We start from the raw sequence: 13,779 nt of genomic DNA, 5'->3' as shown, positions 1-13,779 counted from the left end.
GTAGTAGATTTTTGACTAATTAAAATTATTATGATGCCCCGCCCTGTAGTAGAATTTCAACTGAGCGAAGCTCTTTTTCCCGCAATGTTGAAATTTCACTACGGGGCCCCGCATCAGTCAAAAATTCACTACGGGGCATATACCTACATTATACAACATTTTTCCCAAACAAAAAAGCGAATTAACAAAAATTAATTCACTTAATGGGCGCGCGTGGATTTGAACCACGGACTTCTGCAACCCGCCTAGCTGGATTTTGATATTATGATCTATATTTAAATTCGAGTTTTTCTTTATTGGCAAATTCTATTTATAATCTACAAAACTATCTGCATAAAACCGATACTATATCATCACTCCCTGGACCATAATTTTCTGCTTTATTTGGTCCAAAAGATAAAATAGCTCGGACCATGATAGATATTCCTTCGCAACCTACTTGATCGGTACATTGATAATCAGGGTCAAAATAATAATTGGTTCCCCATGGATCTAATGGCACTTGATTCATATAAGGACCATTCCATTCAGGGAATCCACCGTCAGTACACTGAATTCCTGCGGCACATGAATTTAAATATACCTCTGGATTCTGAACACATGGACTGATGCTAATTTTATTAGGGTGAAGATTGGTATCAATCTCAAGCATCCCAATAGCGTTTCTTAATTGGTGTAAATCCGCTTTGACTCGTGCTGCCCGTGCTTTTTCTCGCGCACTATTGAGCGATACGAGCACAGTTGATGCAAGTATACCAATAATAGCAATGACAACTAATAATTCAATTAAAGTAAATCCTCTATCCCCTAAGACATTTTTTTGTTTAAGTACCGCATTTAAAGGTTTTTTAAAAAAAATAAAATTCATAAAAGTTAATCTTTAATCGGTAGTCCATATTCCGGTTGTTCTAATGCTTTCGGTGGAATATCTGGACCCCCTAAATTACCCAAAATTAAAAATAGCGAAATAATAATTGCCAATACAATGAATCCAAAAATCACATAACCTGCCTGCTTTTCATCCTTTATCAATCCGCCGGAATATTTCATCATCCACTGAATTATTTTTGGGGTTCCGGGACGAAAAAAGTATCTTGGCGATTGTTTCTCCTCTTGAAATTTTCCGCCTTTATCAAATGATTTACTTAAATCTATTTCGCCATTATTATCTTTTTTTTGTTCTTGTTCTTGGTTCATATTAAAAATTAAAAATGATTTATTGACTTTTCCCGTCTAATGGACGCGAGAGGGATCGAACCTCTGACCTTTCCGATGTGAACGGAACGCTCTACCACTGAGCCACGCGTCCGGCCGTTCAATCTTACCACAAATTGAGCTTGTTAATTAAAACATCGCTATTCTCGGAAATTAAATCGCGGACAAAGCGGTCATACATATCATAACGGTAATTGAATTCCTTTGACGACATCAAGACACATTTTAATTCCTTGCCCACCTCCGCCTCCAAATCTTTTAAAAATGTTGAGAATTTTCTTTGATTTATCTTGTCCCCCACAGCCAATAAATCTGCATCTGTACTATCGTCCCCTTTAAAAATTCCTGCCAGAACCAAAAGTTTTATATTTCCGGTTTTCCTAATATTTTCTATTAATTCCCCCTTTGAAGAAATGGTTGATTTTAAAACCAAATCCTTCAGTTCATTAAGAAAATCAAAGTTAGGATTAAGATAAAAAACCCTTTTTCCTTGCGCAGTTTTTTTCCTAATTAAATCAATCTTTTCCAATTTTTTCATTTCCTGACGCAAAGCAAAAGGATTCGTTCTTAACATCTTTAAAATATCCCTCAACTGGAAATTATCGCTAACATTCCTTAAAAAGAATTTCATAAGCTTCACCTTGGCCTGGGATTCAAATAATTGTTCCAGAATTCCTTTTCCAATATAAACTCTTACTGTCTTTACAACTCTTCTGCGCTTTTTTATGGTTCTTTGTTTTTTTACTGTTCTTTTCCTTCGTTTCAAAACTTTCTTCGGCTTTCTGGCCGCTCTTTTCTTTCCTTTTAGCTGTTTTCTGGCTTTTTTGCGCTTTTTGTGTCTTCCCGACAAAAGCTTCGCATTTTGACGGGCCTTCCTGCTTAGCCGCTTTGCGGCTTTGCGGCGGGTTTTCCTTCTTTTCTTCATATATCCAATAATACCTCTTTGTTTTGAATTTGTAAACCCCGCAGCTGTGGGGTTTGATTCAAAGATTATATTCTGATATAATTAATTTATGGATAAAACCATAGAAGAGACGTTGGAAGAAAAAATCAAACGCAGAGAAAAGAGGAAAAAACCGAAAATGAGAGTTTCGGGTAAGCGTGTGTTTCAACTTAAAAAAATAATCAATAAATAATATGCGCTTTATTACCAAACTTATTTTACAAATTCTGGCAAATGCTTTGGCAATATTCATTGCTGTCAGATATGTTCACGGCGCCAGCTTCGGCATAGATTTTACCGGCGATTTAGTGGACTATTTAATAGTCGGCCTGATTTTGGCTCTTGCCAATACCTTTGCCAGGCCAATTTTAAAAATCCTCTCCGCTCCCTTGATTTTCATTACTATGGGATTATTCTTGATTGTGATAAATGCCATTATCCTTTTTGCGGTTGATTGGTTTATCGAAGCATTGACGATTACCGGATTCATGGGATATTTCTGGAGTATAATCATAATTTCTATAGTTAATGCGGTTATCGTCGGCGGATTCAAAAAAAATAAAAAATATGGATAAAATCTTAAATATAGCCCAAATAGTTATTGCTGTTTTGTTAAGTATTTTAATTCTGATTCAACAGCGAGGCACGGGCCTTTCGTCTGCATTCGGCGGCGAAGGAGGCGTCTACTTCAAAAAAAGAGGCGCGGAAAAAGTGATTTTCATCGCCACGATTATCATGGCAATACTTTTTATACTGAGCGCAATCTTAAGAATGGTGATTGTAGAATGATTAAATTTCCAACTTTATACCAATGGCAAAAACTTCCGAGTGTTCTTAATAAAAAAGAACGTTATTTTATAATTGGATTCCTAATTCTGGCAATTACTTCTTTTTTTGGCTGGGTAATAGTGCATAAAATCCAGACCACAATAATAGCCCCTAATTTTGGCGGTAGTTTTTCCGAAGGAATTGTCGGAAACCCGCAATACCTTAATCCTGTCCTAAGCCAAGCTAATGATTCTGACCGCGATGTTACGGAACTAATTTTCTCGGGACTGACCCATTATAACAGTAAAGGAGAAATCGTTCCTGACCTTGCGGAAAAATACAATATTGGCGATAATGGCAAAACCTACGAATTCTTTTTAAAAAAAGACCTTAGATGGCACGATGGCAAACCACTTACAGCAGATGATGTTATTTTTACAATTAATCGTATCCAGAATCCAGACTTCCGTAGTCCATTGAGGGTAAACTGGATTGGAATTGAAGCGGAAAAAATTGACGATTTCACAATTCGCTTCAAAATGAAAACCGCCTATACTTCTTTTTTGGCAAATACTACTACTGGTATAATTGCTAAGCATATTTGGGAGAAAATTCAGCCGGTAAATTTCTCTTCGGCCTTGGAAAATCTTGAGCCAATCGGAGCCGGACCATATAAATTGGACAAAATCAAAAAGGACAAGGAAGGATTTGTAACATATATTGAATTGGAAGCATTTGGCGATTATAAATCCGGCAGAAGACCGTTTATAGAAAAAATAAATCTGTATTTTTATCCAAATGAAGAGAGCGCAATTAAAGCATACAATCGCGGACAAGTTGATAATTTAAGCTTAATTTCCATTAAAAATAAATCTTTGTTAAAAGGCGAAAACAGGTCGGATATGAGAAGATTAAAACTCCCTAGATATTTTGCCGTTTTCTTTAATCAAAGCAAAAGCACTGTTCTGTCCGATAAAACTGTTCGCCTGGCCCTAAATTATGCCACTAATAAAAAGCAGATTATTGAAGATGTGTTGGGAGGCGAGGGAGACCCGGTTGACTCGCCTATCCCAAATGGGGTTTGGGGCAATGCCGATGATTTGAAAATTTACGATTTCGCGCAGGAGCATGCGAATAATATTCTGGAAGCAGCCGGATGGAAAGACGAAGACAATGACGGAGTTCGGGAAAAGAAAGGAGAAAAATTGGAAATTGAATTAGTGACCACGGAATTAAAGGAACTCCAGCAAGTGGTAAACATCCTACAGGAGCAGTGGTCAAAAATCGGAGCTAAAACCAATGTCAAAATCATAGATATCGGCGAAATCCAGCAGAGCTATATTAGGCCGCGCGAATATCAGGCATTATTATTCGGCGAAGTTTTAGGATTAGACCCAGACCCATACAGCTTCTGGCACTCAACCCAGAAAAAAGACCCAGGATTAAATCTAGCTTTATATGATAATAAAAAAGTTGATGATTTATTAAGAGACAGCAGACAAATTCTGGAAAAAGATTTAAGATTAAAAAAATACAAAGATTTCCAGCAGTTGGTTATTGATGATGCGCCGGTTGTTTTTCTTTACAATTCGTACCAGATTTATCTGACTTCCAAAAAAATCAAGGGTTTTGAAAACGAAAGCATTGTCCTGCCATCAAAAAGATTTGCAGACATAGAAAAGTGGTATATTAAAACCCAGCGGATTAAAAAATGAACCCCGTAGTGAATTTTCGACCGATCGCCTGTGGCGATCAAAAAGGAGTCAAATATTAAATAATCATAATATTATACAATTAATCATTAATTATAGATTTTGATAAATACAATAGTCGAAAATCTACTACGGGGTGAATCTCAATAAATTAAAACCGGATATTAGATGTTTGGAGGATATAGAGAGTGTGATTTACGATAGGAAATGGTTGAAAACAGCTCCGAACATGGAGCTGTATTATATGTATCGCGATTTTACTGAAACTGAAAATGATTTTATGAAGGTAATCAAACATGATTTGCGCTATGACATTACAATTATGAAACCAATCCAGTTGGGCAAAGAATTCAATAAAACTATGGGTCATGATCATCCTATTGTTCCAGGAACAGACATCACCTATCCTGAATTGTATGAGGTGTTGGAAGGCAAAGCAATTTTTATCCTACAGAATTCAGAGGAAAACAAGATAAAAGATATTGTCGCAGTCAAAGCAAGAAAGGGAGACAAAATTATTGTCCCGCCGAATTACGAGCATTTAATTATTAATATCGGAAAAACGGACTTAAAAATCTGTAACTGGATTTCTCGCTCTTTTTCCACGCATATTTACAAGCCGTTTAAAATGAAACACGGGTTCTGCTATTATGCATTAAAAGGTTTATTTAGAATAAAGTGGGTTAAGAACTTAAATTATGAATCAGTCCCTTCTTTAAGATTCGAGGAGCCGAATAAATTTTATAATTTTAATATTCTTAAAGATCAGCCGAGCTATGGGTTGATTAATGATTTAAATAAGCTTGATTTTTTGAAATCTCCGCAGAGATATAAATGGTCTTAGCCGATGTGGTGGAACTGGTAGACACGCAGCGTTCAGGGCGCTGTGAGCGTAAGCTCATGAGAGTTCGAATCTCTCCATCGGCACTAAGCCCGCCCTCGGCACTTTTATAAAATAATTGGATGTTGTATAATTTATTTATGATAAACTACGATGATTTTAAAAAACTTGAAATAAAAATCGGAACTATTCTGGAAGCGGAAAAAATTGAAGGAACTGATAAATTATTAAAGTTAAAAGTAGACTTAGGTCCCTCGAGTGCCTCGGGACAACCAGAACTGCGTGTTCTGGTTGCGGGAATCGCTGAATCATATAAACCAAAATCAATTATTGGAAAACAGGTTCCGATTTTAACTAATTTAGAACCGCGCACCTTACGCGGAGTTGAAAGCCAAGGAATGATTCTGGCATGTGTTATTGATGAAAAAGCCGTCTTATTAAAACCAGTTAAAAAGGTTCCTAATGGAACTAAAATAAAATAGAAATATGCCCCGGTACTGAATTTTCGACTGGTCCGATGTTCATCGGACCGCAATCGAGGTATGATAAATCAATAATAGATTATTAAAATAATAAACATTAATTGATTTTCGGCAAAAATGATTATAAATATGTCGAAAATCTAGTACGGGGTATGAGAATTTTAAGCGGAATACAACCAACTGGAGAATTACATATAGGAAATTATTTGGCAGTAATCAAGCAATGGGTGGAAGCCCAAAAAAAAGGAGACTGTATTTTTATGGTTGTTGATTTACATTCCATTACCATTGATTATGACCCAAAACAAATACAAAAAAGAATTATATCCGCAGTAATAGATTATTTATCCGCGGGCATAAACCCAAAAAAATGTGTAATCTTTGTTCAATCCCGAATAAAAGAACATTCTGAATTAGCTTGGTTGTTAGAAACGATTACTCCTATGGGCGAGTTGCAAAGAATGACCCAATTTAAAGAAAAATCAGAACAAAATAAAGCGAATATTAACGCAGGGCTTTTTTCTTATCCGGTGTTGATGGCAGCTGATATTTTATTATACAAAACAGACATAGTTCCTGTTGGTGAAGATCAAGCTCAACATGTTGAATTAACCAGGACACTGGCAAGAAAATTCAATTCTAAATTCGGAAAAGTTTTTCCCGAGCCAAAAACGCAACTCTCTAAATTCGGCGCAAGAATAATGTCCCTGACTGACCCATCACAAAAAATGAGCAAATCAATTCCACAGGGATGCGTTTTTCTCTCCGACGAACCAGAGATAATTAGGCAAAAAATAAGAGCTGCGGTCACTGACTCTGAGAAAAAAGTGAAATTTGACGAAAAAAACAAGCCGGCAATTTCCAATCTCTTAACCATTTACCACCTCTTTTCCAATAAATCGATTAAGGATATTGAAAAAAAATACCAAGGCAAAGGATACGCAGAATTTAAAAAAGATTTAGCAGAGGTTGTAGTCAATGGATTAAAAGAATTCCAGAAAAAAAGAAAAGAGTTCGAAAAAAATCCCCAGCAGGTTAAAAAAATTCTTGCTGACGGAGCAAGAAAAGCGCAAAAAATCGCAACCCAAACAATAAAAGAAATTAAGGTAAAAATGGGGTTAATTCCTTAATTTTTTCCTTTAATAGTTCCTTTGTGTCCGCTTCAATTGTCAAACGCATCACTTGTTCGGTATTTGAAGCGCGAAGATTAAACCACCAATTGTCATATTCCACAGTCAATCCGTCAAAATGAGAAATCTTGCCAGTTCGCCCGAAAGAGCGGATTTTTTTAAATAAACTCGCCTGCGCTGTATTTTTGATTTTGATTTTTATTTCTTCCCGATAATATTTTTGGAATTGATTGGTTAAATCCGCCAAAGACATCTTGGTCTGGGACATAATTTCCAGAATCTTCAGAAACACGACAAGCGGAGAGTCGGCGCAATACGCGTTCTTGAAATAATAATGGCCCGACGGCTCACAACCGAATACGGCTTCTTCCTTGACCATTGATTCCTCTATATGGCTATGGCCTACTTTTGAACAAATCGCTTCATTTCCGTTGTTCTCTGCTTCTTTTTTTATAATTTTGCTGCTTGCGGCAGTATAGATAATTTTCCCGCTGTTACCGAAATAATAACGAATTAAAATCGCGGCAATCAAATCAGGGTCGATTTTCCCCTTTCTTTTATCTATGAATACCAATCTGTCGCCGTCCCTGTCGAAAACAACTCCTAAATCAGCATCTTTGGGCAGGTTTTTTTTCTGGGTTAATTTTATCGGCAACTTAGAAGCCAATTTAGACATAACTTCCTTCGCTGTTCCATTGCTCGTATCAATATTGATTCTGAATTTATTGATGCTCTCGGGATGGCAAAAACCTAGTATATTATCAATATAATCATCAAGTATGTCTTTTTTGATAATTGAACCCTTTTTGCCGGAATCCCCTACTAATTGCCCGGATTTTACAATTTTCTTTATTTTGTCCAGATCATTTTTATCTGCCGGTTCTGCTCCTTTTTTGACGATTTTAAAACCATTATATTTTGAAGGATTATGCGAAGCGGTAACCATTATCCCGCCATCCGAATTTAATTTAACCACGGCATAATAAAACATCGGCGTGGTTGTTAAACCAATGTCTATGATATCAACACCCTTTGCGCTAATTCCTTCGCAAATTGCCTTAAACAATCCACTTGATGAAGGACGATTATCACGGCCAATGACCAGATTTTTGATTTTTCCTGTTTTTATGAATGCTCTACCAATCCTATCTGCAATTTTTTCATTAACTTCACTTGGATAGATTCCCCTGATGTCATATGCCCTGAAAATTTTATCAATCCTGTTCATATAGTTTAATTATAGCATAAGTTTGACTTTTCTTATTTTTTTGATAAGATATATACATGGAGAGCGAAGTAAGGAAATATGAATTAATTTGTATTTTAGGTCCTCATTTAGAAGAGACTGATTTAGATAATTTCAAACAATCGTTTGAAAAAATCGTGAGCGACAACAATGGCCGGATTATCCATTTTATGGACCCGAAAAAACGCGACCTTGTTTACCCTATCAACAAACAGAAACAAGGTATTTATCTCGTATTCCATATTTTACTGGAGCCAGAAAACATTGCCAATATTTCCAAAGAATTAAAAGCAAATAAAAATGTTTTAAGGAGTTTAATCACTATTTTGGAAACCACGTCAAAGCCAAAAACCGAAAAGCCGAGAAAAATTATGAAAAAACCCGTTGCCAGCGCAAAACGCAGGCAGGCGGGCCCGCCCGCTTCGCAGCGAGGCGAGCCACTATCCGAAAGTTCGAGCGAGAATGATAAAATAAAATTAGAAGAAATCGATAAAAAATTAAACGAGTTAGTCGGCTTATAATTAATTTAACCCCGCATTGGCAGGGTAAATAACATGAATCTAAATAAAGCTTTTTTAATCGGCAATTTAACCAGGGACCCGGAATCAAGAACTCTTCCCAGTGGACAGAGCGTATCAAGTTTCGGATTAGCAACAAATAGGGTATGGACTGATTCTGAAAGCAAGGAAAAAAAACAGCAAGTTGAATTCCATAATGTCGTGGCTTTCGGCAAACTAGCTGAAATCTGCAACCAATACCTTAAAAAGGGTTCATTAACTATGATTGAAGGCAGAATCCAGACCCGCAACTGGCAAGGACAGAACGGCGAAACAAAATACAAAACCGAGATTATTGCTGAAAGGCTACAGATGGGGCCGAGAAAAGACAACAAAACAGAAGAAGGCAAAAAGGGTTCAGAAACAGAACCAACGGAACAGCTTGATGAAATACAGGTCGAAGAAGAAAGTCCGGCTGATGAAATTAAAACTGAGGATATACCATTTTAATTATGCATAGAAATTGTTATTTTTGCAAAAATAATATCGCAGAAATTGATTATAAGGACGCAGATATGCTGTCGAGATATTTGGATCCCCTGAAAAAAATAAAATCACCGCGATATACAGGAACTTGCGCAACACACCAGCGCAAACTCTCCAAATCCATCAAGCGAGCCAGAATAGTAGGACTAATATAATAAAATTTGCGAATAAAAAATACCCCCCGCGATGCGGGGGGTATTTCGTTTTATATCTATTTTTCTATTTTTGCAGACTGTTTAATATCTAAAAGGATTTGTTTAGCAATTGGCTTGTTTTGTTTCAAAAATTCTCTGGCTTTTTCTAATCCCACGCCAAGTTTTTCACTGCCAAAACTTAAAGTTGATGCTGTTTTTTTGACCACCCCGCATTTTAATCCGATATTAATCAAATCCGCTTCATAGGAAATTCCCTCGTTAAACATAATATCAAATTCAGTTGACTGGAACGGCGCTGCAACCTTATTTTTAACAACTTTTGCCTTTACCCTATTGCCGATTGATTCCTCTCCCCTCTTAATCTGGGCAATCCTCTTTAATTCAATTCTGACCGAGGAATAAAATTTTAATGCTTTGCCTCCTGGAGTTGTTTCCGGATTGCCGAACATCATTCCGATTTTCATCCTGATTTGGTTTATAAAAATAACAATACAATTAGCTTTGGCGATTACAGAATTTAACTTTCTCATTGCCTGGGACATCAACCGCGCCTGCAAGCCGATAAACTGATCCCCTATTTCGCCTTCGATTTCCGCCTGCGGGGTCAAAGCAGCAACAGAATCAACAATTATCACATCAATTGTTCTGGATTTAACCAATGATTCCACAATCTGTAATGCCTGCTCCCCTGAATCCGGCTGGGATATAAGAAGGTCATCAATCTTTACTCCAATGCGTTTTGCGTATTCCGGATCTAAAGCATGCTCTGCATCAATAAACGCTGCTATGCCACCTTTTTTCTGCGCTTCGGCCACCATATGCAGAGCCAGGGTGGTTTTGCCCGAGCTTTCAGCGCCAAAGACCTCAATAATTCTGCCTCTCGGCATTCCACCTACTCCTAAAGCAATATCTAATGATGGCGAGCCCGTAGAAATTACATCCACATCAACTTTCTTCGCCTCACCAAGCTTCATAATCGAACCTTCCCCGAATCTCTGTTTCAGGTCGCTGACAGTTTCTTCTAGAATTTTTAATTTGTCATCAACTTCATTTTTCTTATTTGTTTTCATTTGTTTTTCCTGCCCGCAACGCCAGCAAGCTGGCTTGCGTGGCGGGCGGGTCATTTACTATAAATTATTCTTCTTATTATTATATTATTTTTATTAAAACGATTTTTGGATTCTATTTTGATTGTATTCACGCCATCAACAAGATTAACTTCTGCTTTGAAATTTCCTTCGCGGTCCAGATATGTTTCCTGTTCATTAACCAGTAAATATGCTGTTGAATCGGTTTTACCGATAATCTCGAAAGTTTTCTGGGTTGTTGATATGTCGGCTGGCGGCTGGAATACTTCCAGCTTTGGCGCTTTAATTAAAAAACAGATTTCACGATAAAAATACCACGCCACGAAAATCAAAAAAATAGCAAAAATAATTAAAGCAATCTTTTTTGGCGTAATCATCCAAACTTTACTTCCTTTAATCGGCTGCAATGGACTGTCTTTGATTTCAATCTTCGTTTTCTTCATATTCTTCTTTTTCTTCTTCGTCTAAGTTTTCCTTAACAGTTTCATCTAAGTCGCTCAATGGTTCTTCTTTTCCTATTAAAACATCTCTTGGCTTGGCTCCGTCTGCAGGACCGACAATCCCCTGCATTTCCAGCATATCCAATAAACTTGCTGCGCGCGCGTAGCCGATTCTGAACATTCTCTGTAAATATGATGCCGATGCCTTGCCGGTTTTAATCACCATATCTTTTGCTTCATCTAGTAATGGATCGTCTAATGCAATTCCGCTACCGCCCATTACCCCTCTTTCTTCCGGCGCTTTAGTAATTTCCTCCTCATATTCAATTTCGCCTGCTTCTTTCTTCAAAAATTTAACCACGCGCTGAACCTCTTTTTCGGAAATATAAACACCCTGAATTCTGCGCGGCTTGCCCACATCGCCTGCCATGAATAACATATCGCCATTGCCGAGCAATCTCTCGGCTCCAGACATATCCAAAATAGTTCGAGAATCAACATTTGAAGCAACCTGGAAAGCAAGTCTACAAGTAATATTTGCTTTAATCAAACCAGTAATAACTTCAACAGATGGGCGCTGTGTGGATAAAACCAAATGAATGCCTACAGCGCGGGACATCTGCGCCAAACGCACAATCGAACCTTCAACCTCTTTACCATAAGCAGCCATAATGTCAGCGAGTTCATCAACAATAATCACGATAAACGGCAGAATATCAGCCGGAGATTTTTTCACAATTTTCTCATTATAAGAAGCCAGATCTCTTGCCCCTATGGCAGATAAAAGCTTGTATCTTTCTTCCATTTCCCTGATCGCCCATTTAAAAGCATTAATGGTCTTATTCGTATCAACAATAACCGGAGTTAATAAATGAGGAATGCCATTATATAAAGGAAGCTCAACCCGCTTCGGATCAATCATAATAAATTTCAATTCCCAGGGGGATTTTTGATAGAGCAAACTAGTAATAATTGTATTGATGCAAATGCTTTTTCCTGTTCCTGTTGCTCCGGCAATCAACATATGCGGCATCTTAATAAGATTTGCCCAGACAGATTCGCCCGCAACATCGCGACCTAAAGCAAGATTAAGATTGTGACCATTTTTCTTATAATTATATTCGTCCATCATATTTCTCAAACGGACTAAAGTTGCGGTCTTGTTTGGAATTTCAATGCCGACCAAGGAGCGTCCGGGAATCGGCGCTTCAATCCTGATAGGATGAGCTGCCAAAGCCAAAGAAATATCGCGGTGCAAAGTAGTAATTTTTGAAAGCTTTACCCCGCCTGCAGGCCTTAATGTATACTGTGTGACAGTTGGGCCAACATTAACTTCTGCCATTTCCACTGGAATGCCAAAATTATTCAATGTTCTTTCAATAATACTCTGATTAAGTTTTATATCCCCGCTCGCAGGGCATCCCCTATCCTCTTCCAGTAAATCTAAAGGCGGAAAAGTATAATCCTTGATATTCGTAGGAGTTGTGGCTAATAATTCTTCCCTGTTCTCTTTTTCCAATTCTTTCACATCAAACTTTTGCTTGGAAAATATATTTTTCACCAAATTGGCAACCTTTCTTTCTGATTGGTCAAAGCCAATTCCTTTGATTTCTTTGGAAAGTTTTTCTGCAACTACTTCTTCTTCTTTCTCTTCTTTCGGCGCTTTTTTCAAAGGAATATTAAAGGCAATTAAAATGGAAATAAAAAGCCCGGCTGCAAAAACAACCAAGCTTGCCCATTTGCCGATAAGTTTTAAAAATGGCCAGGAAAAAATATATCCAAGCCAGCCAGCAATACGGGTATCATTCGGAAAAAATATCTGGACAATTGCCAGAAAACAAAGAATAAAAAGAAGTATTCCCAGTAAAGTTGAAAGATAAACATTTTTATGGATTTCTTTCAAAATGGCAATGCCAGCAGAGATAAGGGCCAATGGCACCAGCCACAAACACTTGCCAAAAATAAATTTTGAACCGTCCAGTAAATATTTCCCCAATACCCCGCTGGCTGACTCGAAGCTCAAAACAAAAATTACTGCTAGAGTGAAAAGCACAACCACAATTACTCCGTGCTTGGTTTCCGGATTAATATTCAAATAAACCTTCTTTTTCTCTCTGTACTCTTTCTTGTATTTTTTGTGCTTTCTTTTCGACATATGCTTATATTATACCATAAAATTTTTTGCAAACAAAAAACCCGTCAAGAATCAAACCCCATATAATATGATAAAAAAAGAAAAACAAAAAAAGGGCGTGGAGATTATCCACGCCCCTTACCTTTCAAAGAACGAATTTAGTTGATAGCTAATCGCAGTCGCAGAAGCAGAGCAGGCAGTGGTCGTTGTACCAGACACCCTCGAAACAGCCGAGAGAGAAGCGCCAGCCTCCGTCCGAGTACCGACTCACATGCGGCACCCCGTGGTAACCATAGGCATCTTTCCAAAGAGCTTCCTTCTCATCAAAGGAAACATACCAGTAGCCCTTGGGCAAATCTTCTCGCTTCTGTTCAAAGACGAGAGAAACGCCTTGGGCACCGGTCAGAACTACGTTCTGAGTTTTGAGAAACGCCAGACGCTCTTCTGACGTTGTGCTTCCACTTGTGGTCTGTTTGAAGACCTTCACGTGAAGCTTTTGACCTGGCTTCAACTGAACCGTGGCCTTAGAAAAGTTCTCGTCGGTAATGTCGTCGTTCCAACCATAGAACTTTTTACGGTTCT

General features: G+C 37.7%; 17 protein-coding genes and 2 tRNA genes. 10 read left to right on the top strand and 9 right to left on the bottom strand.

Annotated elements, in window-relative coordinates; translation table 11 throughout:
* Nucleotides 1–325 precede the first annotated feature (325 nt).
* From KKI21_00655 to KKI21_00640, 4 genes are all read right to left on the bottom strand, one after another.
* Nucleotides 326–868: a prepilin-type N-terminal cleavage/methylation domain-containing protein gene (locus KKI21_00655; GenBank protein MBU4284737.1), complete on the bottom strand. Its 543-nt coding sequence runs from the start codon at nucleotides 866–868 to the stop codon at nucleotides 326–328.
* Between the two features lie 5 nt (nucleotides 869–873).
* Nucleotides 874–1,197 (bottom strand): hypothetical protein, encoded by a 324-nt coding sequence (locus KKI21_00650; GenBank protein MBU4284736.1) that lies wholly within the window; start codon nucleotides 1,195–1,197, stop codon nucleotides 874–876.
* 40 nt (nucleotides 1,198–1,237) lie between these two features.
* Nucleotides 1,238–1,309 (bottom strand) — tRNA-Val (locus tag KKI21_00645).
* A 12-nt stretch (nucleotides 1,310–1,321) separates the two neighbouring features.
* The gene (locus KKI21_00640; GenBank protein MBU4284735.1) at nucleotides 1,322–2,140 is read right to left on the bottom strand and encodes a hypothetical protein; all 819 of its coding nucleotides are present in this window, start codon (nucleotides 2,138–2,140) and stop codon (nucleotides 1,322–1,324) included.
* 212 nt (nucleotides 2,141–2,352) lie between these two features.
* Here KKI21_00640 and KKI21_00635 point away from each other — a divergent pair, with 212 nt between their 5' ends.
* The 7 genes from KKI21_00635 (at nucleotide 2,353) to trpS (ending at nucleotide 7,091) form a co-directional block, all read left to right on the top strand.
* Complete coding sequence (locus KKI21_00635) at nucleotides 2,353–2,733, top strand: phage holin family protein (protein MBU4284734.1); 381 nt, start codon at nucleotides 2,353–2,355, stop codon at nucleotides 2,731–2,733.
* Entirely contained in the window at nucleotides 2,726–2,947 is a 222-nt protein-coding gene (secG, locus tag KKI21_00630) for a preprotein translocase subunit SecG (protein MBU4284733.1), read from the top strand. Before KKI21_00635 ends, secG begins: the two co-directional genes overlap by 8 nt.
* Nucleotides 2,944–4,641 carry a hypothetical protein gene (locus tag KKI21_00625; GenBank protein ID MBU4284732.1) on the top strand — a complete coding sequence of 566 codons (1,698 nt, stop codon included), beginning with the start codon at nucleotides 2,944–2,946 and terminating at the stop codon, nucleotides 4,639–4,641. Before secG ends, KKI21_00625 begins: the two co-directional genes overlap by 4 nt.
* A gap of 133 nt (nucleotides 4,642–4,774) precedes the next feature.
* Nucleotides 4,775–5,482: a glucose-6-phosphate isomerase gene (locus KKI21_00620; GenBank protein ID MBU4284731.1), complete on the top strand. Its 708-nt coding sequence runs from the start codon at nucleotides 4,775–4,777 to the stop codon at nucleotides 5,480–5,482.
* Nucleotides 5,482–5,565, top strand: a tRNA-Leu gene (locus tag KKI21_00615). Before KKI21_00620 ends, KKI21_00615 begins: the two co-directional genes overlap by 1 nt.
* A gap of 36 nt (nucleotides 5,566–5,601) precedes the next feature.
* A complete protein-coding gene (locus tag KKI21_00610; protein ID MBU4284730.1) occupies nucleotides 5,602–5,961 on the top strand; it encodes a methionine--tRNA ligase in 360 nt (119 codons plus the stop codon).
* A 152-nt stretch (nucleotides 5,962–6,113) separates the two neighbouring features.
* Complete coding sequence (trpS, locus tag KKI21_00605; protein MBU4284729.1) at nucleotides 6,114–7,091, top strand: tryptophan--tRNA ligase; 978 nt, start codon at nucleotides 6,114–6,116, stop codon at nucleotides 7,089–7,091.
* On the opposite strand, the gene KKI21_00600 is transcribed toward trpS, so the two are convergent.
* Complete coding sequence (locus KKI21_00600) at nucleotides 7,063–8,319, bottom strand: phosphomannomutase/phosphoglucomutase (GenBank protein MBU4284728.1); 1,257 nt, start codon at nucleotides 8,317–8,319, stop codon at nucleotides 7,063–7,065. The genes trpS and KKI21_00600 overlap by 29 nt on opposite strands.
* Before the next feature lie 56 nt (nucleotides 8,320–8,375).
* Between KKI21_00600 and rpsF the strand changes: the two genes are divergently transcribed.
* Genes rpsF through rpsR form a run of 3 tightly spaced genes read left to right on the top strand, consistent with a single transcriptional unit; the run spans nucleotide 8,376 to nucleotide 9,535 of the window.
* A complete protein-coding gene (gene rpsF / locus KKI21_00595) occupies nucleotides 8,376–8,858 on the top strand; it encodes a 30S ribosomal protein S6 (protein ID MBU4284727.1) in 483 nt (160 codons plus the stop codon).
* A gap of 33 nt (nucleotides 8,859–8,891) precedes the next feature.
* On the top strand, nucleotides 8,892–9,344 hold the full coding sequence (locus KKI21_00590) for a single-stranded DNA-binding protein (protein MBU4284726.1): 453 nt from the start codon (nucleotides 8,892–8,894) through the stop codon (nucleotides 9,342–9,344).
* A 2-nt stretch (nucleotides 9,345–9,346) separates the two neighbouring features.
* The gene (rpsR, locus tag KKI21_00585) at nucleotides 9,347–9,535 is read left to right on the top strand and encodes a 30S ribosomal protein S18 (protein MBU4284725.1); all 189 of its coding nucleotides are present in this window, start codon (nucleotides 9,347–9,349) and stop codon (nucleotides 9,533–9,535) included.
* Nucleotides 9,536–9,591: 56 nt separating this feature from the next.
* Here the strand turns inward: rpsR and recA are convergent, their stop codons facing one another.
* The 4 genes from recA to KKI21_00565 form a co-directional block, all read right to left on the bottom strand.
* On the bottom strand, nucleotides 9,592–10,605 hold the full coding sequence (gene recA / locus KKI21_00580; GenBank protein ID MBU4284724.1) for a recombinase RecA: 1,014 nt from the start codon (nucleotides 10,603–10,605) through the stop codon (nucleotides 9,592–9,594).
* Nucleotides 10,606–10,655: 50 nt separating this feature from the next.
* Nucleotides 10,656–11,066: a hypothetical protein gene (locus KKI21_00575; GenBank protein ID MBU4284723.1), complete on the bottom strand. Its 411-nt coding sequence runs from the start codon at nucleotides 11,064–11,066 to the stop codon at nucleotides 10,656–10,658.
* A complete protein-coding gene (locus KKI21_00570) occupies nucleotides 11,047–13,218 on the bottom strand; it encodes a DNA translocase FtsK (protein MBU4284722.1) in 2,172 nt (723 codons plus the stop codon). Before KKI21_00570 ends, KKI21_00575 begins: the two co-directional genes overlap by 20 nt.
* A 148-nt stretch (nucleotides 13,219–13,366) precedes the next feature.
* A partial coding sequence (locus tag KKI21_00565) for a hypothetical protein (protein MBU4284721.1) occupies nucleotides 13,367–13,779 on the bottom strand: 413 nt, incomplete at its 5' end.

The organism is Patescibacteria group bacterium, from assembly GCA_018897295.1.
In the GTDB taxonomy this organism is placed as follows: domain Bacteria; phylum Patescibacteriota; class Minisyncoccia; order RBG-13-40-8-A; family RBG-13-40-8-A; genus JAHILA01.
Note: the sequence above shows the minus strand (reverse complement) of the source record. Positions and strands in the feature narration are given on the sequence as shown.